The sequence below is a fragment of the Paenibacillus sp. J31R109 genome, assembly GCF_059692055.1.
Window position 1 is genome coordinate 872,373 of sequence record NZ_JCAUAR010000001.1, and the last position, 26,101, is coordinate 898,473.

Consider the following 26,101-nt stretch of genomic DNA (forward strand, 5'->3'; position numbering starts at 1 on the left):
ACAATACTAATAGGAACCCGGGAGGAAAATATAATGAGCAATCAAGATAAAGTATATGTGATTACTGGCGGCAGCAGCGGACTAGGTAAAGCAATGGCAGTCGAATTGGTGAAGCGAGGAGCAAATGTCGTCATCAACGGACGACGTGAACAAGCGTTGGCTGATGCCGCGAAAGATATAGATCCAACAGGGAAGCAAGTGCATATTGTTGCTGGTGATGTCATGGAGTCCAAAGTCGCGCAGAATCTAGTCGACGAAGCATTGGCTAAGTTCGGCCGGATTGACACACTAATCAATAATGCGGGTATTTTCATCGCCAAGCCGTTCACGGAATACACCGAAGAAGAATTCACGAGATACATGGGTACGAACGTAGTTGGATTTTTCCATCTGACACAGCGTGCACTTGTGCAAATGTTGAAACAAGGTGCAGGCCATGTCATCAATATCACGACTAGTCTGACGGATTCTCCTTCGGAGCAAGTGCCTTCCGCGCTTGCGAACTTAACGAAGGGCGGCGTGAACTCGACGACGAAAGCTTTGGCGATCGAATATGCGAAACGTGGCATTCGCGTAAACGCAATCTCACCAGGTGTAATCAAAACGCCTATGCATGCTCCTGAAACGTTCGAATTTTTGTCTAAGCTGCATCCGATGGGACGCATGGGCGAGCAGCAAGAGATTGTTGATGCGGTGCTGTATCTGGATTCAGCGAAGTTCGTAACTGGTGAAATTCTTCACGTTGATGGCGGTCAAAGTGCTGGGCACTAATTGTAGCTGAAGGAGTGCAGCAAAAATACGATAGTAAACGAATGGAGGAGAAGATTTATGCCGATTGTAAACATTCAAGTGACACGCGAGGGCACGACGCCTGACCGAGATTCAGTGACCGCCGAAGAAAAAGCAGCTCTCATCAAGGGCGTAAGCGAATTGCTGCTTAAGGTGCTGAATAAGCCGTTGGAATCGACTTTCGTTGTGATTGAGGAAGTAGACACGGACAACTGGGGTTGGGGCGGATTACCGGCTTTGGAGTATCGCCGGAAGGTTGCTGCTCAGAAGGCAGCCTTGGAAGGATGACTGTAGAAGGAATTGAAATAAGAAAAGAAGCGCACTTTTTGTGTGCTTCTTTTTTTATTCATGCACCAACTTCAGGGGGAATTATTTGATAATTGATACCATCATTCATTTTTATTGATCATACGTTCTTGAAATGGTATTGTTTCTTTGGAAGGAGGGATCATACGATGGGAAGGAATAAAGTATTCGATGAAGATGCCGTGTTGCTTAAGGCCATGCATCTTTTTTGGAAACAAGGCTACGAGAAGACATCCATGCAAGAACTTGTCTCCCACATGGGCATTCATAAAGGGAGCTTATATGATACCTTCGGAGATAAACAATCCCTATATATCAGAGCATTGAAACGATATAGTGAAAGGTCTGAGCAGTCGGTTAAGCTTCGACTAGCGGATACCCATTCTGTCAAAGAGGCAATTCGAATGTTATTTGATTTAGCCATACACCAGCGTGAAGATATTCCACAGGGCTGCTTTATCGTCAATACCGCGGTAGAGCTATCTTTCCATGATGCTGAGGCCAGAGAATGCGTTCGTCTGAACTGGGAGCGTGTAGAAGAGATAATCGCAGATTTGATTGTGAGAGGAAAACTTGAAGGAGAGCTTGCTGAAAGCATTGACGCTGATCAACTTGCAAGTTTTTTAAATAATGCGTTAATTGGCCTTCGAATCATGGCTAAAACGATTACTGACAGAGATAAATTAAATCACATCATTGAAATGAATATGTCCTTATTAAAATAAGAGATAGAGTAGAATACGATGGCTGGTCATTCTAACAGGTTTGTTCTACTAGCACCATAGTTCATGAACCCTATTTTCATCCTCGTTGATGTACCATAAAAAAGCAGCACTTTAGGACTTTATTACTCTTCCTAATAGGCTGCTTTTTCGTTTTTTGGGTAAAGACTAGTTATTTAGACCAATCGTTCAACTATTTTGTTGACCAAACGTTCTTTTAAATGATAATGTTGCCTTGGGAATAAAAAGAAATAGTTTCCAATTCCCAGTTCGAGCAATTTGGTCCATTACCAGAGGAGGAAAACGAAGCATGAAAGCACATCTAAGAATTGTAAGAAAAAAAGCACTAATCGTCACTTCAACGTCTATCGCTTTATCTGTGCTTTTGAGTTCCTTTCCCTTGGCATCCGTCACGCACGCTGCCTCAGCACCCCACCCGACAGCCATTAAGGTTCCTTTACTCGGAAACCAGGCTCTAAGTGCACAAGAGCTATTGAATCCGCCGAAGCTAGTTGCGGATAGCACAAGGAATATCATTGGGCGGTTTATCGAAATTGAGTTTCCGGATAATGCTGAATGGAGAAACGCGATCTCTGCTGTAAGGATAAATGGGTATGCGCTTCAAGATCCTTCAAGTTACGCTATTACACCCGGCAAAATTCTGTTGGACGGTGCATTTTTTGGAGGGGAGGGCGATTACGACGTCAGCATTGAAGCAAACGGCTATGCGAGTGCAGATTTGAAGCAGCCTATTATTTCGTATTATTCACAAAATCTTGCACTGAATAAACCGGTATTCGCATCGGCTAATGCACTTCAAGAGGCTAGGAATGCGGTTGACGGAAACCTTGAAACAAGATGGGAATCTAAATTCGCCGACAACCAATTCATTACAGTTGATCTAGGCGCCGTGTACGATGACATTTCATACATCGTTCTGAACTGGGAAAATGCAGCTGGAAAAAATTATGATATTCAATTATCAGAGGATGGTTCCACTTGGACGACTGTTTTTACAACCGATCAAGGTGAACCCAACCATAAAGATAAAATTCTTTTCGCGCCTAAGAAAGCAAGATATGTGAAAATGAATGGCAACTCGCGTGCTACAGACTACGGCTTCTCGATTCGCGAATTGGAAGTGTACGGTGACGCTTTTTCAGGAATTGAGTCAGCTCCTGTATTACACGCGGATCGGACGGAGAATGTGCTCGGTCAACCGATGAATATCACGTTTGCTGACGACGTAGAGTGGAGAAACGCGATTAGCGAAGTAAAAGTGAACGACGTTGTCATTAGCCCTTCCCAATACCAACTTACTGCAGGTCAATTGACGTTAAGCAGCACTTTGTTTAACGAAGCGAAACCATATTGGATTTCCGTTCAGTCTCAAGGTTTTAAGAATACGGTAGTCTATCAAACGGTTCTAGCGAAAGACGGGGGACCTACGGATCCTACAGATCCTACAGATCCTACAGATCCGACAGACCCTACAGATCCTACAGATCCAACAGATCCGCCGGTGAACCCAGGCAGCAATCTTGCCTTGAATAAGCAAACCTCATCTTCGCCGGATTACCATCGTGCTAGCTCGGATGCCGTAGACGGCAGGTTGGATCGCCGCTGGGAATCTGCATTCGCGGATAACCAATGGATGAGCGTAGACCTTGGCACGAAGCAAACCATTAACCGCGTACTTCTGAACTGGGAAAATGCTTACGGCAAAGCCTACACCATTGATGTATCTGCTGACGGTGAAACTTGGCATACTGTATATGCGACTGACAAAGAAAATGGCGGCATTGATAACATCTCTTTCTCGCCTGTAGAAGCGAGATACGTCAAGATGAACGGTATTAAGCGTGGTACGCCTTACGGCTTCTCCTTATGGGAGTTCGAAGTATATGCGGGTACTGCTGACTTGATCGATAGTCCAGCTCTTACAGCTAGCACTAAGGCAATAATTGGAGAGCCAGTTGAACTTACTTTCGATGATAACTCGGCATGGAGAGCTGCAATTCATGCGGTAGAATTAGATGGAGTAGCATTGAACTCCTCCCAATATCACTTGGAAGCAGGCAAAATAACATTGGATGCCTCGTTGTTTATTGAAGCTAAAGCTTATGAAATTTCAGTTGCGGCAACTGGCTATAAGAATGACGCAGTTCATCAATCAGTCACGCTTGGATCTTATCATAATCTGGCGTTGAACCAATCAACCACTACTTCTGACGGTGCTTTGCAAAGCGGCAGCTACGCAGTAGATGGCAACAAAGCTACACGTTGGGAGTCCCAACATGGCATAGATCCACAATGGATTAGCGTTGATCTTGGAGAAGCAACTACAATCAAACGTGTTGTACTTAACTGGGAAAACGCGGCTGCGAAATCTTACCGCGTAGAAGTTTCCACTGATGGCGTGACTTGGACGACAGCGTTCGCCACAACGAATGGTCGCGAAGGCATTGCTAATCTGCTTATCAACCCAACGAATGCTCGCTACGTGAAAGTAACGGGTACAGAGCGCACTACTCAATATGGCTACTCATTGTTCGAACTAGAAGTATATTAAGTTGTAAACAATACCATACAGAAGAAACAGGGGCTAGGACACCGATTATAGGTGCACCTAGCCTTTGCTATTTAAGAACTACAATGATGTGGTGGCGATTAACATTGCTATTGAACAGGATTTGACCTATTATATTAACTTGAACTACGCTTTGGTTACTGCTAAAGGAGGGGTCACATGAGTACAGACAGTATTATTACACATGATTTACTCCGTATAAGTCGTTAATATCCATTTAACTTATACGGAGAAATTGAGATTAGATGGGTATGAACCGACTTTTTATACAGAAGTAGTGTGTTATAAAAAGGAGGAACTTACCATGTCAATGATACATGTACAAAACCTGACATTTTCATATCCCAGCAGCTTTGATCCTATTTTTGAAGATGTTAGCTTTCACATAGATACGGATTGGAAACTTGGATTTATTGGCCGTAACGGTCGAGGCAAGACAACGTTTTTCAATTTATTATTAGGTAACTATGAATACAACGGAAACATTACTTCTTCAGTTGAATTCAACTATTTTCCATACCCAGTCTCAGATAAAAGCAGATTCACATATGAAATAATCGAAGAGATATGTCCAGAGGCAGAAGATTGGGAGTTTCTTCGAGAAATTTCTTATTTAGATGTTGATGCTGAAGTGATGTACCGGCCATTCGAAACATTATCCAATGGGGAACAAACGAAGGTTTTGTTGGCTGCACTTTTTTTGAAGGAAGGGCAATTTTTATTAGTCGATGAGCCCACTAATCACCTAGATATCAATGGACGAAAAAGTGTTTCTAATTATTTGAAAAAGAAAAAAGGATTCATTCTAATCTCACATGATAGAAGCTTTTTGGATGGCTGTGTTGACCACATCTTATCCATAAACAAAGCGAATATAGAAGTGCAAAGTGGTAATTATTCCTCTTGGAAGCTGAATTTTGATAGGCAACAAGAACATGAGGAAAAAACAAATGAGCGTTTACAGAAAGACATTGGAAGGCTGCAGCAATCTTCTAAACGTTCGGCTAATTGGTCTCATCAAGTAGAAGCTTCCAAGAATGGAACAACGAATTCTGGTTCCAAATTGGACAAGGGATTTGTAGGACATAAAGCTGCTAAAATGATGAAACGTGCTAAGAACCTAGAATCAAGGCAACATAAAGCCATTGAAGAAAAATCAGCTCTGCTTAAAAATGTGGAAAAAACGGAGTCCTTACAATTAGAGCCCTTAGCATTTAAATCCAAGGAACTCGTTCAGTTAACGGACGTTTCTGTCTTGTATGATGATGAAGTAGTGAATACCCCTATAAGTTTCAAGGTTAAAGAAGGAGACCGGGTCGTTCTTGATGGGAAAAATGGGAGTGGAAAAAGTAGTATTATCAATTTAATTCTTGGTGAGCCACTTCAACATACAGGTAATTTGAACGTTAGTTCTGGTCTTGTCATTTCTTATGTACAACAAGATACCTCTCATTTAAAGGGAAAGTTATCTGACTTTATTGAAGAAAATCAGATTGATGAACCGATATTTAAATCTATTCTAAGAAAAATGGATTTTGAGCGCATTCAGTTTGAAAAAGATATATCCCACTATTCTGGTGGACAAAAGAAAAAGTTACTAATCGCTAAAAGTTTATGTGAAAAAGCTCATTTATATATTTGGGATGAGCCCCTTAATTTTATTGATGTGTATTCTCGCATGCAAATTGAAGAACTTATTAGAAGCTTTAATCCAACCATGATTTTTGTCGAACATGATCAAGCGTTCCGAGAAAAGGTTGCAACGCAAACGGTAACCTTATAAGTAACTGAAATAAAGGCCGAGAACTTCCTACAAGGAAAGTTCTCGGCCTTTATGTTTAACGGATACCGCGGTACGGGATTCGCCAACTCATTGCTCAAACGAGATTTCACTCATATCTATGCTAACAATTAGCGGCTCCGGTTGCTTTTGACCATCAGGTTGAGGGATGTAGACCCGGCGTTTTGTTGGTACAAGGATGCCATTGAAATCCTGATAATCAGAAGCATAATTCGCACCAGCTGCGCCAGGACTTACATCAACCGTATAGTCATGTCTACGCAATAAGCCATCTTCGCCGAAATAAGAAATTTGTTCGCGGCTGTGACTGGCGATATAATCTGGGAAAATAACCTTAAGCCGACGCCAAGACTCACCATTTTCCTGCCACGGCGTCAACTCTTCAGTCTCGAAGCCGGGATAGGTATACAAAAAAGGTTGTGTCAGGTAGGTCCACATGGCATAGCTTGCAAAATAGACCACTTGCAGCTCGTCCCAAGGTGTTTCTAACACATGCCCGTCATAAGAGGCACGCGGATTTTCACGGCTTTGAAGGGTTTCTCCTGTGTTGATATCCATAATGGAAACCTGGTCCGGGCTATACGTGCTTTGGCGATCAACAGAACCAAAACGATTGATTAAAACGTCCTGTTTGTGTATGTCGGCGATAAGTTTGTAGTCATCCAAAAGACCAGGATTGCCTTTTAAATGCCAGAGCACACCGCCACCAGATACTCGTGCATGTACTTTCGAGAATTTCTCCCACTGATCCAACCCACCATGTGCTTTAACCGCAAGTGCCAATAACTCATTCATTTCGTATCGTCTCCTTTAGAAATCTAGATTATGTTGGTATTATCGTTTAGTTTGATATAAAAAATACCGACCGTTCGTTTTTATTATAGTTAACTCTATCCGTTTGTCAACCGGCTGGTATAAAAAAACAGACCAATCAAATTAATGAAGGTCTGTTTTTGACATCTAAACGAAAAGTTTATCGATGTAATCCATTAATTGATCGTTCACTGTCTTGATATGCGATCGATCGTTAAATACGTTACTTAATAGAATGCCACCTTCAACCGTAGCCATGATATACACAGCAGTTTGCTTAGGATTCACATCAGAACGAATTTCTTTGCTCGTGATTCCATCAGCAATCATATCAGAGAGAAACTCAATAACACCCTGCATGGCAGATTGTGTTCTTTTCATCAACGGCTCGGATTGCCCGAAATCTGCTTCAACACTTGCATTCATAATGGGGCATCCACCAGGTAGCGTGGGATTCTCTCCAAAGGAAAAATAGGAGTCGATAAACGTTACTATTCGTTCTTTTGACGTGATCTTGAGGTTGAGTTCCTTTGCAATGTAATCATGAATGATTCGATTGCATTCATCAAATGCTAGTAGTGCCAATTCTTCTTTATCTTTGAAGTGGTTATAGAGCCCACCTTTTTGCATGCCAGTAACTTCTACAATGTCGGAAAGTGGGGTAGATAAAAAACCTTTTTTATTCATCAAAATCGCTGCTTGTTCAATAATATGCAACTTGGTTTTTTCGCCTTTTTTCATTCTCATCACACCCAAAAAATAAGATCGTTCGTTTTTAAAATTATAGCATTCGCTTTCATTTTGTCAATCTCGTGAAGAAACCGCGCGCCTGAAATGCGAATGAATCTATAGCTTGACAAAACATACTGTAATTAATATTATTACAGTAATAAAATAAGAATAGAGGACACACCTATGAAATGTAAAATTAATCGAAACGCTGCAACCGTGTTAAACAATATGCTGAATAGTGAAGAAGCGGTTGGGGGAAAGATGATTCGTGTTTTTATCACTCAGAATCATGGAGATCATGGTCATTATGATATAAAGCTGGATACACCTACTGAACATGATGAAATCGTGAAAACAGACAAAGACATTGAGATCCTATTAGATAGACGCGAACCCCTTTTAGATGGCGTTTGGATTCAGTATTTTTATGTACCTGATCCAGGGTTCTTCATAACAAACCCTTCTACAGGTTTTCTTGAAAAATAAAGAAGTGAATACAGTGACTGGCTAGTACTTTATCTAATCAAGTCTTAGCCAGTCACAATTACCCCAAAACGCCACTATTGATTTTCCTTATACTCGATCGTTAACCCCTCAACATGACGTTTGCTCATCTGCTTTCGTTTCTTTCTTGTGCTTTTCGATTCAAACACGATGTCCATATCGTAGTCTCCTTCTGGATATAGCTTGCTGCGCTCGATATAGAGAGATAATCTCTTGCGGTTGATGAGCACTTTTTCCTTCTGAATTTGCACCGTAATGTTTCCCCGATAATCAGGCTCGCTGCAAACAATGCCTGTACGGCGCAGCGAATGCACCCATACGCAGTCACCTATATCAAAATGCGGTATTGCTGCTCGTTCCACTTTTTCCTGCAATGGGACTGTTACGGATGGTTTTCCTGGTGCAACGGCAGTTATTGCAGGTACCTCTGGTGAGTGTTGCGTCACATCTTTTGTGATCTGCTTCGATCTCTCGATAAGCGCAAGCGGCATACCGAGTTTTTGTGCGATATAGAAGGCATAGGAGGAGCCCGCTTGACCAATCGTCAATTTGTAAAGGGGCTCCAGTGTTTCTGTATCGAATTCCATGCGTGCATTCTCGAAGCCGGGCGCAGTGTCGGCAAATTTCTTTATCTCGCTAAAATGTGTCGTTGCCATGACCGTTGCTCCGAGCCGGTACAATTCCTCAAGCACGGCAATCGATAGACCGATTCCTTCGCCGGGGTCAGTTCCTGAGGCAAGCTCATCGAGAAGGACCAGCGAAGAAGGACCAGCAGCCTTGAGGATGCCGATTACGTTCTTGACATGCGAAGAGAAGGTGCTGAGCGAATTTTCAAGACTTTGTCCGTCTCCGATATCCACCATTATGGATTTGTATACGGCAAATTCGCTTCCTTCTCCTACGGGAACGAGCAAACCCGACTGCACCATCAGGGTCAGCAAACCGACGGTTTTTAGCGAAACGGTCTTACCTCCTGTATTAGGGCCTGTAATTACTAATGCGCGGTAATCCTCGCCGATGTGAAAATTAAGTGGTACCGAATGCCGACCGAGCAGGGGATGGCGTCCGCTACGAATGGAGCTCCGACCGCGATCGTTCAGATTAACCGTTCGTCCGTCGATGAGTTTCGCGTATTTAGCTTTTGCGAACATAAAGTCGTAATGGCCAATCGTCTCTAAATTAATTGAAATTTCATACGTATTGCCCTCAACTTGATCCGTAAGTTCGCTGAGTACTCTTGTTTCCTCTGCTGCTTCTTCAGACAACAGATGTGCAAGATCAGCATACAGATCAGCGATATCTGCCGGCTCAATAAATACGGTCTGACCACTTGCCGACTCGTCCAGCACGGCACCGCCAACTTGTTTGCGGTATTCCTTCTTCACGGACAACACATAGCGGCCGCCTCGAGTCGAGACCACGCTATCCTGCAAATAGCTGCGGTATTTGGACAAGGCCGTGTCGAGTTTTTTCCGGATTCGCTCGTCTAATATGATTATCTTTTTGCGGACTCGCGACAAGGCAGCGCTTGCCTCGTTATCGACTTGACCGTTTCGGATACAGTGCCGGATCTCGGTCAACAGTTCATTGAGGTCGAATAAGGTTAGCGCGTAGGAGGCGATGCGCGGAGTGACAGATTCCTTTTTTTTCATAAAACTCTTCAGTTGCTGTGTACTTTCGATGAATCTTGCGATGTGCATAAAGTCTTGTGGTGTAAAAACAAATCCTTTCCCGAAAGTGCCTATAAGCGGCTCAATTCCATCTAGGGAGGGGATGGGTACACTGGCACCGTGGGCGATGACACGAACAGCTTCTTCAGTCTCTTGAAGTAGTGTTTTGACAATAGCCATCTCCGTCTTTGGTTCCATATTCTCAATGTGGGCACGGCCCAAATAACTCATTGCAAAGTCGGCCAAACGCTGTTTAACTCGGTCGTATTCCAAACGTTGATAAGTGGACTTGTTCAAATGAATGCCTCCTTTTGGGTACAAAAAAGCGGACTGGAAACAACAATCGTTTCCAGTCCGCTTAGGGAGAAACTGATGTTCTTAACAGCATCGCATGCAACCTGCCAGCAGAGCACGACGAAACAAACCTGTCCATTTGAACGGTTCACACGCGTACGCTAAAGCCAAACAGATTGCACTATGAAATTGCTAGTTAAGAATGACCTCAGACATTAAAATTTCTCCTTTGTATAACTTTACTTGTAGTATACCCTCATCATATGCGAGTCCAGTCTGGAAATCGTGGGAGAAAATAGCTTAAATTAAACTTTCCATGAGAAACCTTCCGTCACTTCTGAAACTAGGCAAGCATAGAATGGTGCTTAGGAGGCGGAAAAAATGCCAAACTATCGAATTATCGTCGATCTGTCTGATCGTAATCTGTATTTGCTCGATGGGAACACGGTTACACGTTCATTCCCGGTTGGAATCGGCAAAATGATTACGAAGACACCTAAAGGTGAGTTTACGATTATTAATAAACAAGCCAACCCCGGAGGTCCATTCGGAGCCTTCTGGTTGGGCTTATCTAAACCCCATTACGGCATCCACGGAACCAATGATCCTTCTTCAATCGGAAGGGAAGTTAGTCATGGATGTATCCGAATGTATAATGAGGATGTCCTACAGCTAGCTGAACTTGTCACCATTCATACTCGGGTTACGATTCGGCCGTAATCAATGAGTTTGGGTACATAATTTCAAAAGAGGGCCAAGCTTCAGGATGCGTAGAGATCGTAGTTAATAAGCCATTTACTGGGTACATTAAGAATGAGGAGCATATAAAATTTCACCCAAATATGTAAGGAGTGCTTAATAATAATGACCCAAATAGAGCTATTAGAAACAGAGGAACTAAAAAGAGAAGATTTTGAAAAGCAATACAAGGCATATACGGAAGCGCAGTGCACGAAAGAGTTTGGGCTAAACAATGAATCAACATTGTACGTTTGCAAGATCGGATTAGCGCAGGGAGCTGATACGAATGGTGCAGAACCCGGAAAAAATCTCAATACAGGTAACGTTGCTTTAGGTGTTGAGCTTCAGCCAGGCAAGATCAGTACAGTTAATATTGTCGATAGAAACATTGCTGCAAATACAGCAACTCTTTCTATCATATATAGAATAATAGCTACTGGGGAAGAGCTAGTAACGGAATTTGATGAAGTTCGTGTGCCAGATGGCGAATATTTAACTACCATTATGTGGTCAATAAGGGATCCGCAGAATTTCGAACAGGAAGGTTATCCAAAACCAGAAATTGAAGTTATTATGAAAACAAATATTCGGGAATAATGTGTTAATTGGAGGGGGAAAGTAGTGACTTCTTTCAATTGTCATTGATAATAGTAGGTAAATGGAGGATAAGGAATGGGCAAAATTGCAATTTTTGGTTTTGGACGCATTGGCAGAATTCTATTGCGTGTCGCACTTCAGGATAAGCTCTTCGTTCCGGTTTCTGTATCGGATATCAAGGACGAAGGCACGCTTGCCGCACTGTTTGAAGTGGATTCAAACTATAAGCGTTGGCACGAGGACGTATCCACCAAAGAGGGTGTGATTGTCATCGGCGGACGAGAAATTCTTTATATTAATTCATCGCAGGAAGTGCCAGATTGGAAGGCGCTAGGTGTGGATCTCGTCGTTGATTGTACAGGCCGTGCCGTTGTCCGTTCCGTCGCACAGATACATTTGGACCGTGGCGCGAAACGAGTTCTAATCAGCGGGCCAAGTAAAACCCTCGACGATTGCGACGCCGTATTGCTGAAGGGTATTAACCTCGACAGTTTCGATCCAGAAAAGCACCGAATCATCAGCGTGGCTAGCTGCACGACTAACGCTTTGGCTGCCGTCGTCAAGCTGGTCAAAGAAAACTATGGCATCAAATTCGGACTGTTCTCAACAGTCCATTCTTATACGAACACGCAATCGTTGACGGATCAGCCGATGCGCGATCGCCGAGATTCTTGGGCGGCGGCCGAGAACATCATTCCGTCTTCATCTGGCGCGGCCAGGGCACTTAAGTTCATATGGCCGGATCTGCAGATCACGGGCAAAGCGTACCGTATACCGACCCGCACGGGCAGTATAGCTGAACTTAACCTGATCACCGAGAAGCCGTGCACGGTGCAGGAAGCGAATGATATGTTCCGCCGCGCCTCGAGAGAAGGAGATCTGAAAGGCGTTATGGATGTGCTTGAAGGAGAATGGGCGTCTTCGCGCATCGTCGGTGATCCGCATACATCGATCATTGATCTACCGCTCACTCACGTGGAAGGTGAACTCTTGTCTGTCGCGACATGGTACGACAATGAATGGGGCTTCGCCACGCGTCTGGCGGAGGTTGCCGCTTTCTTGGCAGGAAAATAACGTCGAAGACGGAGACGGCGTCGTCTGAACAGGTATATAGTTATGAACGTTTAAATATATTTCTAAGGTGTTTTACTCTTAGTTAGGAGGGAACATCTTGGAATACTTTATCACGGTAGAACCGGGAGTGCGGGTATTTGTGCAGGATTTGAACCCGACGGGAAAAAAGACGATCTTGTTCATTCATGGTTGGCCTTTAAGCCATAAGCAGTATGAATATCAATTTAATATTCTTCCTTCCATGGGCATTCGGTGCATCGGGATGGACTGGCGAGGGTTCGGAAGTTCGGATAAACCCTTCGTCGGATACAGCTTGGATAGATTGGCAGACGACATTCGCATTCTTATTGAGACTTTGAAATTAAAAGACATCACGCTGGCCGGGCATTCGGCAGGTGGAGCACTAGCCATTCGATACATGGCGAGACATCAAAGTCATGGGGTTTCAAAGCTTGTACTAATTGACGCCCAAGCCCCTGGCTCAGTACCGCAACAAGCTGCAAATATGTTTATTGAAGGAACGTTAACCGATCGGCCTAAAATGCTTGCCGGATTACCTGATTCCTTTTTTTTCAAACATATTACCGGCCCTTTCTCGGATTGGTTCTTTCAAATTGGATTGCAAGGGGCTGGCTGGTCGACTGCAGCCGTTATGGTTACGTTAAGAGACGAGAACGTGCGAAACGATCTTGGAAAAATAAACATGCCTACATTGATTATTCACGGCGTACATGACCAAGTCGTACCGTTTGTCAATGCTCAGGAAACCAATAAGCTCATTCACAATTCAGTTCTTGTTCCGTTTCAAAATAGCGGCCATGTTCCTTTCCTTGACGAAAAGGATAAGTTTAATCAGCTCTTGATGCAATTTGTTGAATGAGTACCCCAACTACCGATGTAATATTTGCGGAGCCACTTTGCTTAATTGGCTCCGTTTTATACATATTCCGATGTGTATTTCCGCGCGCAGCACAAAAAGCCCACCTATCCATCAGGATAAGCAGGCATTCATGCTGTAAAGCAAAACACCACTACTTTACAAGTTATTACGTTAACGCTCATTCGCGCCGGATGTACTGTCTTATATCCCCGTAGTCAGGGTCATACGTATCTGCATTGAGCGACTTGTGTTCGCGGAAAATCCGATATGCCAAATTGGCGCGGGCGGGGTCGTTCTCTACGAGGACGAGCACTTTACCGTTTCTAACATATTCGTCATAATATATCGCCTCCTCCTCGGGGATACCGAGTCCGACCAAGCCGCCGACGAGTCCGCCTGCACTTGCCCCAACAGCGGCACCTGTTAAAATTGCCACGATAGGACCAGCAGCAATAATAGGACCCACCCCGGGAATCGCCAAAGCGCCAATGCTCAAGAGAAGTCCCGTCACCACGCCTAACACACCGCCTGTCGCCACTCCTGTTGCAAGGCCTTCTTCTGCTTTGCTAGCGTTTGCTATTTCAATGTGATCCAGATCGTCACTGTTGCGACCTACAACCGAGAGTTCATCCGAGTGAAATCCATCTGCTTTCAATTGGTTAATGACGCGAATCGCTTCTTCTTCCGTGTTGAATACACCGATAATATGTTTGCTCATGGTTTTCCCTCCTGGAAAGTTGAGTGTTAGCAAGGTAATATCCCTCATTCCCGAAGCCAAGCATTCGCCAACAAAAGCGCCCCGCGGCACGCCGCGGTATCCGCCAAGGCATGCAGCATCACGAAATCATGGATGATGCCCTGGAACCGCACAGCCGTCACGTGCACGCCCGCTTCCCGCAGCTTATTCGCGTAGGCTTCACCTTCATCACGTAGCACATCCGCCTCGCCCGTGATGATGAGGGCGGGCGGCAACCCGCTCAGCTGCTCAATCGTGGCGCGCAGCGGTGAAGCCGTGACCTCTTCACACTGTCGCGGATCGGCCGTGTACTGCTTCCAGAACCACTCCATCGCATCGCGGCGGAGGAAATAGCCTTCAGCAAACTGCTGATACGACTCCGTCTCGAACGAGGCATCCGTGACGGGGTAAAACAGCAGTTGCTTATGAATTGCGGGACCGCTGCGAGACTTAGCGGTCAGTGTGATCGCGGCGGCCATATTGCCGCCGACACTGTCGCCAGCGATGGTCAAGCGGTTGGCGTCGAGGCCGTGAGAGTGCCCACTGGATGATGCCCACTCCAGCACTGCGTAAATCTCTTCAAGCGCGAAGGGATACTTCACCTCTGGCGAGCGTGTGTAATTCACAAACAAGACTGCCGACTGCGAGCCGACGGCCAGTTCTCTAACGAGTCGGTCGTGTGTATGCGAGTTGCCGAACACCCAGCCTGCGCCATGAATGTATAGGATGACGGGCAGTTGTTCCGGCGCGTTCTTCGGCTTCAAGATACGGATCGATACTTCATCCTTCGGGCCACCCGGGATTATCACATCCACAATATCCACGGGCTCTTTGTGTACAGGTTCAGACTGCACTTTATCAACCGTTTCGCGGCCCTTCTCCGGACCCAGCTCGTGCAGAAACGGCGGTGCACTATTTTGTTCAGCAACTTGTTTCGCAGCTTGTTCTAACTGGATTTTTTTGCACATAGGGGTAATGCCTCCTTTGATAGTGACCTCGCTTTCTTCTCCTCAGGCCGCAAGTGCCCATGAAACGGGTATACGTCAATCATTACACGCCATAATGAAATTTGAATCATAGACGTGGCTGACAAATGAAATCAGTAGCTCTTGATGACTATTTTTTAGCCCGCAACCAAAGAGGTCTTTACTTCATTTTGCGAATTATCTAATATAGTCTTATTAATTACAGAAAGGCAGTTGCGGCTATGATTTTTGCGGAGAAGTTAAAAATGGAACGAAATAAGAGAGGCTGGTCAAATAAGTGAATTGTTTGGATTAACTCTCGATGAATTATTAAGGAGTGATGAAGAGTTGACAAAAAAGGTGATACAAGAGAGCAAGCAATTGGCTTACCCGAAATTTAAGTTGCTATTTGATGTTTGCGTTATATTAGGCCTTATCCTGTTGGTGATTAAACTAATCGTCCTATTTCTTAATAAAGTAATGTCGTTGGATATTACGTTGTATGGTGGGTCCTTTTTTTGGAACTTCGGTTCTTTGATTCTAATGATTGGCGGGGGGATCGGCTCCAGCTTGCTGAAAGATAAGTACAAACAAGACTAATCCATTCCAGCGATTTGTATTTTTTTTGTTAATACGACATTTAACGCGATTTACTTCCGAATATATGTAATAAATACAATATATTGTATTTCAATTATGTGAAGGAGGATGTAAGGATCGTTCTGATTGTCAAAGTAGCAGAGTTACAAATCGAATAAGGAGATGGCGTATTATGAAGAAAAGAGTTTCATGGAGGAAGTTAATATTAGCAGGAACACTCGCATTCAACCTATTCATTGGCTGGAACACAGGGCACATTGTGGCCAAAGGACAATCACCTGAAACTCTGTGGGAAAAAAATTATAACACAGGTTTTGCACTCTCGGAAGTACAGGAAATAGCAGGAAATGGGTATTCCGTGATGGGAACCTCTGGTGAGGGCAACTTATTTGTAGCTAATATGGATGAGCAGGGTAATTCGTTGTGGACAAAAGAAATTCAGCTTCAGGCTATTAATACATCTGGTGTTGAAAAAAACGTAACGGTTTCTTCGATTCACCATCTAGATGATGGGGGATACATAGTAGGAGGAACTGTCCCAGGATTTTATTTTCGATATAATGATTATGTCATTGCCAAAACAGATGAGAACGGAGTCATTCAGTGGACACAGGTAGTTGACTCTGGTGCTTACGGCCACTTTAATATGATTCGAGATACACAAGATGGTGGCTATATCAATGCTATTTTTTCGGAGAGTATAAATGTAGGGTCGTTTCAAACGGCTGTTCAAAAAAGGGATCGCAGCGGTACTACCGAGTGGACGACTGTCTTAGGTGCAGGTGGTCCGAATAGTCCGCAAATACAAGCACAAACGGTTGAAGAAATAGCAGATGGCGGCTATATAGTCAGCGGCACCAAGGATACGAATGTTGCCATTTGGAAGCTGGATGCTTCAGGTGAAATCGTGTGGGAGCAGTCATATAATTGTAACGGCGGTTATGTTATCCAAGCATCTGACGGCGGTTATGTCATCGTTGGAACTCGTCCAGAAGGCGAAACTGTTTTGATAAAAACGGATGCCATGGGTGAAGAAAGCTGGAGGAAAACGATAAATGGAGAACAAACAGTCTCCTTAACGAATACCAGTGATGGCGGCTATTTAATAGGACAATCTCAGCTCCTTATCAAAACCGATGCTGCTGGGACTGAGCAATGGTCAAAGCCTATTCGTGGTCTGACAAAAGCGATATCAGTTAAAAACGGAGGGTATTTGATCCTTTCTTCGCCAGACACGCTCATGAAACTGTCAGATTATTCGCTCCCTCCACAAACAGCGCTAAAGCTCGATTCAGATGATTATAGTCTGATGGTCGGACAAACATTAGATACGGTTCTCACATCAGTCTACGAGGGTAAACAGGTCAATGTTAGCCATTATGGCAGCTATTCAATCGCTGATCCTTCCATATTATCCGTAGATAGTTACGGTAATATGACGGGTCTTAAATATGGACAAACGGTATTAACGGCAACTTATAAGGGATTACAAACGAAGGCGAATGTGTATGTCTACGGTAAATGATAGGTATGTAATGAAGATCAAAAGGGATGGCGTATATGAATGGACAAAAAATTAGTTTCTATGAATTTGGTGAACCACAAGATGTCTTAGTACTAGAACGGCAAGTAGTAACTCCACTAGAGGCTGATGAGATTTTGGTGGAAATGATCTCTCGTCCCATAAATCCATCTGATTTGATCCCAATTCGCGGTGCTTATCGACATCGTATCTCACTGCCATGTATTCCAGGATATGAGGGCGTAGGAACAGTCATTGATATGGGTAGTAACGTGCCAAAATCCATGCTTGGCAAGCGTGTATTGCCTCTTCGGGGAGAAGGGACTTGGCAGCAATATGTAAAAACATCTTCTTCTTTGTCTATTGAAGTACCCAATTTCATCACGGATGATGAGGCTTCTCGATTATATATCAATCCACTTACGGCATGGATCATTTGTAAGGAGCATCTTAAAAATTTTAATCATTCCTTCCTCCTTGTTAATGCGTGTAGTTCAGCAATCGGACGAATTTTTGCTCAATTATCTGCTGTTTTTGGTTACAAGCTTATAGCTGTCGTACGAAGTTCCGAGTATACAGATGAATTGTTGCAATTAGGTGCATGGGACGTAATTAACTCTTCGCAGAGCGAAGTCTATACAACTGTGATGGACATTACGCTGGGGCAGGGTGTGAATACCGCGATTGATTCTATTGGTGGAATAGAAGGATATGAGCTTGCACGTACAGTGCGAAGAGGTGGACTCTTTTTATCCATTGGAATGCTATCAGGGCTGCAAGTAGATTGGAAACGAATCGCAAATGAATTGCACATTCAATCAAAAATTTTTCATTTGCGGCGATGGATTCAAGGTAGCTCCGTTCATGAGTGGCAAAATTCCTTTCTACAGATTTTTGCATTGCTTCGTCAAAAGCAACTTTCCTTAGGAAAGATTGAAGCGAGATATCAATTAAAGGAAATTACAGAAGCAGTGCAGATCGTCGAACGACCGGGACGTCAAGGGAAACTACTGCTTACATGATTTATGAAAAAGTGTACCCACCCACCTTCAATTGTAGGGTGGGTTTTTAACTCGTTTTATCTATTGAATTACCGCGTACAAGAGTTCAAAGTAGGTAGAGTTTAGTTATAGGCATTTTCAACTGCCTTAAAATGGTATTATATGATCGAGACTTATTAGGGAGTGTTAAGATGCTTAGTTTTAAGAACACGACAAAGGAAATTTCAAATAGCGGGGTTGACACGGCTGTTCTATCAGTAGGAGCAACCGAACAATTTGGACCGTATTTGCCCATGCATTTAGATACGCTGATGGCCGAATTATACGCTGATGCATATGGGAGAGAATTGAATGCTTACGTTTTACCTACCATTCCGTTTAATACTTAGGAAGAACACGCCAATTTCAAGGGGACAGTTACGGTAAGTCCCAATATTTTGACAGCCATGTTGGAGGAAATTATTTGCAACCTCATAAGACAAGGGTTTAGGAAGTTTTTAGTGTGTACAGGACACGGCGGGTCATATTGGGAGGGAGCATTTGTCAAACATATGAATTACAAGTACCCTGAAATTATCTTAATATCCGCTTACCATAACAATCAAAACGCATGGGAAGAAGCATTAGAGATAGCAGGATTACAAGGCTTGAACGAAATGCATGGCGGGTTGTTGTCTGTTTGTACAGCAATGTGGCTTTGTCCTGAATTGGTTAAAACGACATCAATGGGCTCAGATATACCTTCAGAAAACCGTCTTTACGCAGATTACTTAGGATGGGACAAACTTACGCAAGATGGTTGTTGGGGAAAGTTCGAAGAAGGAAGCTATTCACATGAAGAATTGTCCGAAAAAGGCAGGGTTTTCTGGCAGACATTTATCCAAAAAAGAACGAAAGGTTTGAAACAATTCCTAGATGAGGGATACCGTCGAAAAACGCAAACATGATACACTTACCGCAATGATCGTAACAACTATTAATGGGAGTTCAACATGATTAAACATTTAATTAACATTCGAGGAAAAAACCTTTATGTACAAGTGTTAGGTGAGGAAGGACTGCCAGCGATATTATACATTCACGGCGGCCCTGGTGGTGTTGGTTCAACAGATTTCGTGCAATATCAAGGGAAACGACTAAGTGAACATTTTAATATAGTTACTGATCAACTTCGAAAAAATGGGAATGAAGAACTTTTCGAGTATTATGTAAAGTCTATTAGCGAAGAGTCTGACTATAAAGAAATTAACGCAATCATGGGCAAAGCATTTAACGACTTAGGTGATGATGGTCCTGTGTTTTGGTATGGCGATGATAAGCAAGTCATCAATTGGATAGTCGGAGCTAGTCCCGAGACATTGGATCTCTGGAAAAAATCTAATCATACAAGAAGTAAACTGATGAAGGATTGGAGAATGTATCATTCTATCTTAGATAGCATTTCTATGGTTGATAAACCGACATTACTAATTAAAGGTATGCATGATCCGATAACATGTGAAGAACAAATAAACGGGTTTAAAGTAAAATTTATTAATCCTTGTTTTGAGATGTTTTCTGAAAGTGGACACTACGTGAGAGTGGAAGAACCTGATAAATATGCAGAAGTTGTTATGCAATTTATTTTCAATCGGCGGAAAGCATTGGTACGCTATGACGAATAGTCCTGACTTTAAAATAAAAAATTAAAAATATACAATAAATTAACAAAATATTTCAGAAAGTATTGACCGTTTTTTAATATTTGGTTAATATTGAATTAATTTCAAATGGTACTCATGCGTGATGCGCAAAAGTGTATTTTAAATATCAAAAACCTCTAGACATGGTCGTTCATCCTTACAAGACCTGGATAGAGGTTTTATTAATTATGAATCCTGTTGTCAGCAATAATTCTACACTCACTTATGTAGTTGTAACCTTTTACGGACGTTTATATGGAGCGTGAGGTGATTGTGATGACAATTTCGAAGTTGTACAAATTCCGTTTAGCTCTTTTCTGGCGGTTATTCACCAACTATTTTATCGTAATTCTTGTACCCGTCATTGTCGCCTGTATTTTAGCTCACGTTCTTGTGATCCGTACGATTGAGAACGATGCCGAGAAACTGAACAACGTCATCATTAGTCAAATTTCAAAGCAAGCGGATACGGCATTAGATTCGCTCCAAAGCAATATGATCAACATGCTAAGCTCATCCAATTTAACGAGTTTGCTCAACATCATAGATGAATCGCAAGAAAATCAACAGCGCGCAGAACAGTTTCATGCGCTCAAAGAGCAGCTGAATAAGCTTCAATCGGACAAATTGGTTTCAAAGGTTTTCTTATATTTTGTCAATCACGACCTTGTCGTCGATGAGGATATATATACAGACAAAGGGTATTACTTTAATTTTAGATATCCGTTAGATGAACAGCAGAGAAAGGCGCAATTGTCCCATTTTAGTGGGAAAAAGATGATGGATTTTACCGATCCGAACAAACATGGCATGTCAGCAGTGATGAGCTATCCGTTTAACACCAATAATCCAGAGGTATACCTGGTAGTTGACTTTGATCAGGAGAAGCTTAAAAGCTTGATAAGCAATCCGGAAAAATGGGTGACTGGAACAGCGATTGCAAGTAGTCAAGGGTTCATATTGAATCAGGTTGGATTGACAGATCAAGAGGGGGCAGCCGTGTTAGCGCATACGCGATCTAACTCCAAGGGCTCCCAATTTCTCATCACGAACGAAGTCGCAATGTCGCTTGTGAAATCACGCTTTAACGATTCTTGGTATTACGTGACCATAGCGGACCTAGGTACACTGATGAAGCCTGCACATATTACGCGGTTGATTAGCTGGGCGTTTCTTTTCTTTTTCCTCGTCGTTGGCAGCATCATATCTTATTATTTAAGCCGTCGTGTGTACCGCCCAATTCAGGAAATAACGGAAGCGAATGAAGAACTGTCTCAAAGGGTGAGTGGCATGTCCCACGTGTTGCATGAGCTCTTCATAACCAAGATGCTTCTTGGCGAGTATCGAGATGCGCTTTCTATTGAAAATTATGCAAAGGAAATCGCGTTTGCCTATAACAAGCATGATGTACGCACAGTTCTTTGTATTGCCTTTCATTATAATGTAACCTATGAACAATTATCGGAGCCGACGAAGTCATTTCTATTCGTAGAACTAAAGGAACGTATTTGCAAGTTATCACCTTCGCCTGTCTGGCTCTGCCAAACGAAGCCAGAAGTCATGGCATGCGTCGTGTTGCATGATTCGTTTCTACATGTGGGTGCCGAGGATGCAGCTAATATTATCAGCGTCATTCTCGAACAGTACAGCCAATATTTTAAAGCAACAGTAGGCATTGGTAAGACGGTAAACGCCATTGAGCTACTTCATGAGTCATATGAACTTGGGATTTCCGTGCTACAGAATCGACGACTTGATTTTGAAGTGGAGATATGCAGAGGACCCTACGTTGGGGATCGCGCGCATTGGGACAGCTTTTTGACTGTGCAGGATGTAAACCGTATGTTCAATCAATGCAAGACACGCGAATACGAGAAGCTTCTGCAATTCGCGTTAGATATGCTGGAGGATGGATTACGTAAAAACGTCACCGCCATTCAAATCAAATATTTATGTACGGATATTCTCAACACGTGGATCCGTGCTATAGAAACCGAGCATGATGATTTTAATGTGCTGTTCTTTTCCAAGTTGTTCGAGCGGCTTGAGCGCAGTATGACCAGTAAAGAACTTAAAGACTGTTTCCTAGATATACATAGTGTCTTATTTCGGAATAAAGAGCCTGATCAGCGAACGAAGCAGTTTACTGAGATTTTAGATTATATCCATACGCATTATAATGAGGAACTTTCTATTGAATATTTTGCCGGGCTCTTGAATATGTCCAACGGTCACTTCAGCCGCACCTTCAAAGATGAAATAGGAGAGAAGTACGTGGAATATATAGCGAAATACAGGCTGAAGATGGCTAAGAAATTTTTGCTGGAGACAGACTATAAAATCGATGACATTGCTGAAAAGGTAGGCTACTGGGGACGCAACTCATTTATTCGAACGTTTCGTAAATATGAGGGCATTACGCCGGCAAAATATCGGACGATTCACAACTAAAAAAAGAGACTTCATTTTTTCTGAAGTCTCTTTTTTTTCTTCCGTCCCTCTCAGGCAGCTTGGTATTCCTGGGATCACAGCGCACGCAAAATAGGAGACGTTGGGTAATTATGTATGCTTTACGGAGGGGGGAGAGATCATTGTATAGTTAGGCCATCAACTGATGTATGTAATGCTGCCGAAAGAGGTGAGTGGGTGAAATGACACAGAGAAATGTTATGTGGTACATGCTAAAGAAACACAGAACACTATATCTACTAATGCTTCCTGGGATTTTGTATTACATCATTTTTAAATATGTACCCATGTATGGAATCATCATTGCATTCCAAGACTATTCGATCGGTAAAGGGATAGTAGGCAGTAAGTTTGTAGGATTAAAACATTTTATTGAATTCTTCTATGTGAATCCAGATTCATGGAAACTGATCCGAAATACCGTCATGCTTAACGTTTATGATTTGCTATTTGGTTTTCCTGCACCAATTATCTTAGCTATCTTGTTCCACGAGATTAAGAACACAACATTTAAACGTGTTGTACAAAGCATCAGCTACATGCCTCACTTTTTATCTACGGTTGTTATTGCTGGAATTCTCGTCACGTTTCTTTCTCCGCAAACCGGAATCATCAATTTTTTTCTTGTCAAAATGTTTGGGATGGAGCCAGTCCTATTTTTAGGATTACCGTCTTGGTTTCGAACGATCTATATCTCTTCTGAGATTTGGCAAAAAATCGGCTGGGGGACGATTCTGTATTTGGCTGCCATCGCTGGTATTGATCCAACACTTTATGAAGCAGCTAAGATGGATGGGGCAAACCGCTATCAACAAATGCGTCATATTACCTTCGTCGGCATGGTGCCAGTCATGATCATCCTCTTCGTCCTTACGCTTGGTCATTTTATGGAAACAGGGTACCAAAAGATATTGCTGCTTTACAATTCTATGAACTACGAAACTTCGGATGTCATCAACACCTTTGTATATAGGCGTGGGATTTTGGACGCGGATTTCAGCTTCGCCACTGCCGTTGGGTTATTTCAGTCCGTAATCGGACTAATTCTTGTCATCGCCGCTAACCGTATTGCAAGAAAATATTCGGAAACAAGCTTATGGTAAAGGAGGAAGCCTATTGAAAATCAAAGAATCGCTGGCTTCAAAGATATTTGATGCCTTCAACTATGTCATCATGATCTTGTTGATGATGGTTATGGTCTACCCACTGATTTATATATTCAGTGCTTCGATTAGCGATAATGCGCTCGTATCCAGCGGGGATGTGCTTCTCTTGCCTAAGCAGGTGACACTCATTGCCTATAAGCAACTGGTCACCAATCCAGATCTATGGATCAGTTATTGGAATACAATCCGTTATACAATTGTTCAAATGATACTAACCTTGCTTGTAACCTCGGCTATGGCGTATCCCTTGGCAAAGAAATGGCTCCCCGGCCGTAAAATCATTCTGATGATGGCAGCTTTTACACTCCTATTTAGCGGTGGTATGATTCCAACGTTTCTCGTTGTACAGAAGTTGGGGATGTTAAATTCAATATGGGCCATAGTCCTTCCGTCACTGATTAGCACATGGTATTTGTTCATTATGCGGACTTTCTTTGAGGCATTGCCAGAAGAACTTGAAGATGCAGCGACGATAGATGGCTGCTCTTCCTTACAAGTGCTGCTGCGTATCGTCCTTCCGCTATCTCTGCCAGTCATGATGACGATTGGCTTATTCACGGCAGTAAACCAGTGGAACGCCTTCTTCGATGCGCTTATTTACTTGAATGAACGCTCGATGTATCCATTACAAATCATGCTGCGAAACATTCTTGTAGCTGGAACTACGATTCAAGGTGAAGGCGATTTAAGCCTGCTACAAACCATGAAGTACGCCATCATCATGATTGCCACGCTACCCATTCTATGCGTATATCCGTTTATCCAGAAATACTTCGTGCAGGGAACGATGATCGGTGGTATTAAAGGATAGTTCTAGATTCTAAGGAATCTATCGCTATAGATGGAATGGATGTTCACCATAATAGGGAGGTTTTCAAATGAAAAGAAGAACTGTCGGAACAGGTTTGACTACGGTAATGCTCATCGGTATTGTAGCTGCAGGCTGCTCGAACGAAGCGACTAGTACTCCCTCAGCAGGAGAAACAAACAAACCAACCGAGTCAAAAAAGCCAATCACATTCTCGTGGCTGGCCTACGACCGCCCGGAAGGAAAAGTGCGCCAGGACTGGGATATATTTAAGGAAATCGAAACGAAAACAGGCGTTAAAGTAGAATTTCAAGTGGTTAGTCAGGAAGGTTTAAAGGAAAAGAAGCAAATTATGATTGCAACAAACTCAGTCACAGACTTCATTCAGGTAGATACATTAGAAGGAAGACAGCATGGTCCAGATAAAGTGTTTTTGAATTTAAAAGATTACTTAGATAAGGCACCCAACCTTAAGGCGTTCTATGATAAATACCCGGAGGCCAAAGCAGTTGCAACCGGCGTTGATGGTGGTATTTATACGGTCCCTGTCATCGAAGGCGACGCGGAAGGGAAAGGCTTTAACTTTATCTGGTATACACGTAAGGACATTATGGATAAGTACGGACTGAAGGCGCCGGCTTCCGTGGATGAATTTTATCTCTTCCTGAAAACGCTAAAAGATAAACAGCCAGATACATATCCGCTCATTAATAATGCGCTAGTCGGCGATACGGGGTTATTTACGACTTTCGGAAGAGCATTCACAGGCATTCAAGGATTCTATAACGTCGATCCTTCCACCGATAAATACGCATTTGCTCCATACCATAAAGGATTTAAGGATTCCCTAGTTTTCTTGAACAAACTGTTTAACGAAAAGTTGTTAGATCCGGAATTCTCTATGATTACGCAAGCACAGTGGGAAGAGCGACTTCTTAAAGGCAAATCACTTGTGACGTATTTCTGGAAGGCTGACTTGGAGACGCTTATGGACAAAGGACGTAAAGCCGGTATTGCAGATTACACGCTCGATGCAATTCCTCAGTTTGCAGCAGACGGCATCAAAAACTACCAGTTCTCCCGTTCGGTTGTTGGTGCTTCTGGCCGGGCGATCTCAGCTAAGGTAAAAGATAAGGACAGGGCTGTTCAATTTCTTGACTACTTACTGGGAGAAGAAGGATCCAACTATTTGTCTCTCGGAATAGAGGGCAAAACGTATACAAAGGAAAATGGTAAACCTTCTTACAATAAGGATTTTGGTGCTTCGCCATTCACAACACTACGTAAGGATTGGGGCGTTTGGTACGATATGCTTACACTTGATAATGCCAAATCTCGTGAGGTGTGGGAGCGCGGCTTAAGCGACAAGAGTAAGGACATTAACAAGAGATATGAGTCATTTATTATTCCAGCACCTAAACAAATTGTGAAAACAACGGAAGAATTGGAGTTGGAGAAATCGAAACTAAACAACCTGAACAAATTCCTAGAACAGAAGCTAACCGAATTCGTCTCTGGCAAGACTCCAATCAATGATAAGACGTATCAAGAATTCATTGATCAAACGAAGAAACTCGGAGCTGACGAATTGCTTGCCATGTACAATGCTTCCTATACGCGCACATACGGCAAGAAATAA

At 43.0% G+C, this 26,101-nt stretch carries 23 protein-coding genes and 1 pseudogene; 19 read left to right on the forward strand and 5 right to left on the reverse strand.

The features are described 5' to 3' along the window. Positions 1-33 precede the first annotated feature (33 nt). From AC58QT_RS04040 to AC58QT_RS04060, 5 genes are all read left to right on the forward strand, one after another. Positions 34-771 carry an SDR family NAD(P)-dependent oxidoreductase gene (locus AC58QT_RS04040; protein ID WP_497407787.1) on the forward strand — a complete coding sequence of 246 codons (738 nt, stop codon included), beginning with the start codon at positions 34-36 and terminating at the stop codon, positions 769-771. Positions 772-828: 57 nt separating this feature from the next. Then, positions 829-1,077, forward strand: coding sequence for a tautomerase family protein (locus tag AC58QT_RS04045; RefSeq protein ID WP_310500110.1), 249 nt, complete (start codon positions 829-831; stop codon positions 1,075-1,077). Between the two features lie 167 nt (positions 1,078-1,244). Then, positions 1,245-1,820, forward strand: a complete 576-nt coding sequence (locus AC58QT_RS04050; RefSeq protein ID WP_497407788.1) for a TetR/AcrR family transcriptional regulator — start codon at positions 1,245-1,247, stop codon at positions 1,818-1,820. A 307-nt stretch (positions 1,821-2,127) separates the two neighbouring features. Further along, positions 2,128-4,389, forward strand: coding sequence for a discoidin domain-containing protein (locus tag AC58QT_RS04055; RefSeq protein ID WP_497407789.1), 2,262 nt, complete (start codon positions 2,128-2,130; stop codon positions 4,387-4,389). Positions 4,390-4,711: 322 nt separating this feature from the next. Further along, complete coding sequence (locus AC58QT_RS04060; protein WP_497407790.1) at positions 4,712-6,190, forward strand: Lsa family ABC-F type ribosomal protection protein; 1,479 nt, start codon at positions 4,712-4,714, stop codon at positions 6,188-6,190. An 87-nt stretch (positions 6,191-6,277) separates the two neighbouring features. Here the strand turns inward: AC58QT_RS04060 and AC58QT_RS04065 are convergent, their stop codons facing one another. Further along, positions 6,278-7,003 carry a hypothetical protein gene (locus AC58QT_RS04065; protein WP_497407791.1) on the reverse strand — a complete coding sequence of 242 codons (726 nt, stop codon included), beginning with the start codon at positions 7,001-7,003 and terminating at the stop codon, positions 6,278-6,280. A 165-nt stretch (positions 7,004-7,168) separates the two neighbouring features. Next, positions 7,169-7,762, reverse strand: coding sequence for a TetR/AcrR family transcriptional regulator (locus AC58QT_RS04070; protein ID WP_497407792.1), 594 nt, complete (start codon positions 7,760-7,762; stop codon positions 7,169-7,171). A gap of 174 nt (positions 7,763-7,936) precedes the next feature. On the opposite strand from AC58QT_RS04070, the gene AC58QT_RS04075 reads away from it, so the two are divergent. Next, positions 7,937-8,239: an iron-sulfur cluster assembly accessory protein gene (locus AC58QT_RS04075; RefSeq protein WP_497407793.1), complete on the forward strand. Its 303-nt coding sequence runs from the start codon at positions 7,937-7,939 to the stop codon at positions 8,237-8,239. A gap of 74 nt (positions 8,240-8,313) precedes the next feature. Here AC58QT_RS04075 and AC58QT_RS04080 read toward each other — a convergent pair whose 3' ends face one another. Beyond that, on the reverse strand, positions 8,314-10,224 hold the full coding sequence (locus AC58QT_RS04080; RefSeq protein WP_497407794.1) for an endonuclease MutS2: 1,911 nt from the start codon (positions 10,222-10,224) through the stop codon (positions 8,314-8,316). Positions 10,225-10,602: 378 nt separating this feature from the next. Between AC58QT_RS04080 and AC58QT_RS04085 the strand changes: the two genes are divergently transcribed. The 4 genes from AC58QT_RS04085 to AC58QT_RS04100 all read left to right on the forward strand — a co-directional run bounded on the left by AC58QT_RS04085 (position 10,603) and on the right by AC58QT_RS04100 (position 13,513). Beyond that, entirely contained in the window at positions 10,603-10,941 is a 339-nt protein-coding gene (locus AC58QT_RS04085) for a L,D-transpeptidase (RefSeq protein WP_310502498.1), read from the forward strand. Between the two features lie 144 nt (positions 10,942-11,085). Beyond that, on the forward strand, positions 11,086-11,559 hold the full coding sequence (locus tag AC58QT_RS04090) for a hypothetical protein (RefSeq protein WP_497407795.1): 474 nt from the start codon (positions 11,086-11,088) through the stop codon (positions 11,557-11,559). A gap of 75 nt (positions 11,560-11,634) precedes the next feature. Further along, positions 11,635-12,633, forward strand: a complete 999-nt coding sequence (locus AC58QT_RS04095) for a type I glyceraldehyde-3-phosphate dehydrogenase (protein ID WP_497407796.1) — start codon at positions 11,635-11,637, stop codon at positions 12,631-12,633. Between the two features lie 97 nt (positions 12,634-12,730). After that, positions 12,731-13,513, forward strand: coding sequence for an alpha/beta fold hydrolase (locus AC58QT_RS04100; protein ID WP_497407797.1), 783 nt, complete (start codon positions 12,731-12,733; stop codon positions 13,511-13,513). 178 nt (positions 13,514-13,691) lie between these two features. Here AC58QT_RS04100 and AC58QT_RS04105 read toward each other — a convergent pair whose 3' ends face one another. Both AC58QT_RS04105 and AC58QT_RS04110 read right to left on the reverse strand, forming a co-directional pair. Next, positions 13,692-14,231, reverse strand: coding sequence for a general stress protein (locus tag AC58QT_RS04105; RefSeq protein WP_497407798.1), 540 nt, complete (start codon positions 14,229-14,231; stop codon positions 13,692-13,694). Between the two features lie 44 nt (positions 14,232-14,275). After that, complete coding sequence (locus AC58QT_RS04110) at positions 14,276-15,217, reverse strand: alpha/beta hydrolase (protein WP_497407799.1); 942 nt, start codon at positions 15,215-15,217, stop codon at positions 14,276-14,278. A 345-nt stretch (positions 15,218-15,562) separates the two neighbouring features. On the opposite strand from AC58QT_RS04110, the gene AC58QT_RS04115 reads away from it, so the two are divergent. From AC58QT_RS04115 to AC58QT_RS04155, 9 genes and pseudogenes are all read left to right on the forward strand, one after another. Further along, complete coding sequence (locus tag AC58QT_RS04115; RefSeq protein ID WP_497407800.1) at positions 15,563-15,814, forward strand: hypothetical protein; 252 nt, start codon at positions 15,563-15,565, stop codon at positions 15,812-15,814. A 172-nt stretch (positions 15,815-15,986) separates the two neighbouring features. Beyond that, positions 15,987-17,339, forward strand: a complete 1,353-nt coding sequence (locus AC58QT_RS04120; protein WP_497407801.1) for a hypothetical protein — start codon at positions 15,987-15,989, stop codon at positions 17,337-17,339. Between the two features lie 35 nt (positions 17,340-17,374). After that, a complete protein-coding gene (locus tag AC58QT_RS04125; RefSeq protein WP_497407802.1) occupies positions 17,375-18,358 on the forward strand; it encodes a zinc-dependent alcohol dehydrogenase family protein in 984 nt (327 codons plus the stop codon). Between the two features lie 170 nt (positions 18,359-18,528). Further along, positions 18,529-19,284, forward strand: a pseudogene (locus AC58QT_RS04130) (creatininase family protein). 45 nt (positions 19,285-19,329) lie between these two features. Then, positions 19,330-20,001, forward strand: coding sequence for an alpha/beta fold hydrolase (locus AC58QT_RS04135; RefSeq protein WP_497407803.1), 672 nt, complete (start codon positions 19,330-19,332; stop codon positions 19,999-20,001). A 294-nt stretch (positions 20,002-20,295) separates the two neighbouring features. Next, entirely contained in the window at positions 20,296-22,470 is a 2,175-nt protein-coding gene (locus AC58QT_RS04140) for a helix-turn-helix domain-containing protein (protein ID WP_497407804.1), read from the forward strand. Positions 22,471-22,670: 200 nt separating this feature from the next. Next, positions 22,671-23,591, forward strand: coding sequence for an ABC transporter permease (locus AC58QT_RS04145; RefSeq protein WP_497407805.1), 921 nt, complete (start codon positions 22,671-22,673; stop codon positions 23,589-23,591). A gap of 13 nt (positions 23,592-23,604) precedes the next feature. Next, positions 23,605-24,465: a carbohydrate ABC transporter permease gene (locus AC58QT_RS04150; RefSeq protein ID WP_497407806.1), complete on the forward strand. Its 861-nt coding sequence runs from the start codon at positions 23,605-23,607 to the stop codon at positions 24,463-24,465. A gap of 67 nt (positions 24,466-24,532) precedes the next feature. Then, a complete protein-coding gene (locus AC58QT_RS04155; protein WP_497407807.1) occupies positions 24,533-26,101 on the forward strand; it encodes an extracellular solute-binding protein in 1,569 nt (522 codons plus the stop codon).

Excerpts from the sequence above, each read along its gene's own strand:
- AC58QT_RS04040 (WP_497407787.1), top strand. The coding sequence starts at position 34 with ATGAGCAATCAAGATAAAGTATATGTGATTACTGGCGGCAGCAGCGGA.
- AC58QT_RS04045 (WP_310500110.1), top strand. The coding sequence starts at position 829 with ATGCCGATTGTAAACATTCAAGTGACACGCGAGGGCACGACGCCTGAC.
- AC58QT_RS04050 (WP_497407788.1), top strand. The coding sequence starts at position 1,245 with ATGGGAAGGAATAAAGTATTCGATGAAGATGCCGTGTTGCTTAAGGCC.
- AC58QT_RS04055 (WP_497407789.1), top strand. The coding sequence starts at position 2,128 with ATGAAAGCACATCTAAGAATTGTAAGAAAAAAAGCACTAATCGTCACT.
- AC58QT_RS04060 (WP_497407790.1), top strand. The coding sequence starts at position 4,712 with ATGTCAATGATACATGTACAAAACCTGACATTTTCATATCCCAGCAGC.
- AC58QT_RS04065 (WP_497407791.1), bottom strand. The coding sequence starts at position 7,003 with ATGAATGAGTTATTGGCACTTGCGGTTAAAGCACATGGTGGGTTGGAT.
- AC58QT_RS04070 (WP_497407792.1), bottom strand. The coding sequence starts at position 7,762 with ATGAAAAAAGGCGAAAAAACCAAGTTGCATATTATTGAACAAGCAGCG.
- AC58QT_RS04075 (WP_497407793.1), top strand. The coding sequence starts at position 7,937 with ATGAAATGTAAAATTAATCGAAACGCTGCAACCGTGTTAAACAATATG.
- AC58QT_RS04085 (WP_310502498.1), top strand. The coding sequence starts at position 10,603 with ATGCCAAACTATCGAATTATCGTCGATCTGTCTGATCGTAATCTGTAT.
- AC58QT_RS04090 (WP_497407795.1), top strand. The coding sequence starts at position 11,086 with ATGACCCAAATAGAGCTATTAGAAACAGAGGAACTAAAAAGAGAAGAT.
- AC58QT_RS04095 (WP_497407796.1), top strand. The coding sequence starts at position 11,635 with ATGGGCAAAATTGCAATTTTTGGTTTTGGACGCATTGGCAGAATTCTA.
- AC58QT_RS04105 (WP_497407798.1), bottom strand. The coding sequence starts at position 14,231 with ATGAGCAAACATATTATCGGTGTATTCAACACGGAAGAAGAAGCGATT.
- AC58QT_RS04110 (WP_497407799.1), bottom strand. The coding sequence starts at position 15,217 with ATGTGCAAAAAAATCCAGTTAGAACAAGCTGCGAAACAAGTTGCTGAA.
- AC58QT_RS04120 (WP_497407801.1), top strand. The coding sequence starts at position 15,987 with ATGAAGAAAAGAGTTTCATGGAGGAAGTTAATATTAGCAGGAACACTC.
- AC58QT_RS04125 (WP_497407802.1), top strand. The coding sequence starts at position 17,375 with ATGAATGGACAAAAAATTAGTTTCTATGAATTTGGTGAACCACAAGAT.
- AC58QT_RS04135 (WP_497407803.1), top strand. The coding sequence starts at position 19,330 with ATGATTAAACATTTAATTAACATTCGAGGAAAAAACCTTTATGTACAA.
- AC58QT_RS04140 (WP_497407804.1), top strand. The coding sequence starts at position 20,296 with ATGACAATTTCGAAGTTGTACAAATTCCGTTTAGCTCTTTTCTGGCGG.
- AC58QT_RS04145 (WP_497407805.1), top strand. The coding sequence starts at position 22,671 with ATGACACAGAGAAATGTTATGTGGTACATGCTAAAGAAACACAGAACA.
- AC58QT_RS04155 (WP_497407807.1), top strand. The coding sequence starts at position 24,533 with ATGAAAAGAAGAACTGTCGGAACAGGTTTGACTACGGTAATGCTCATC.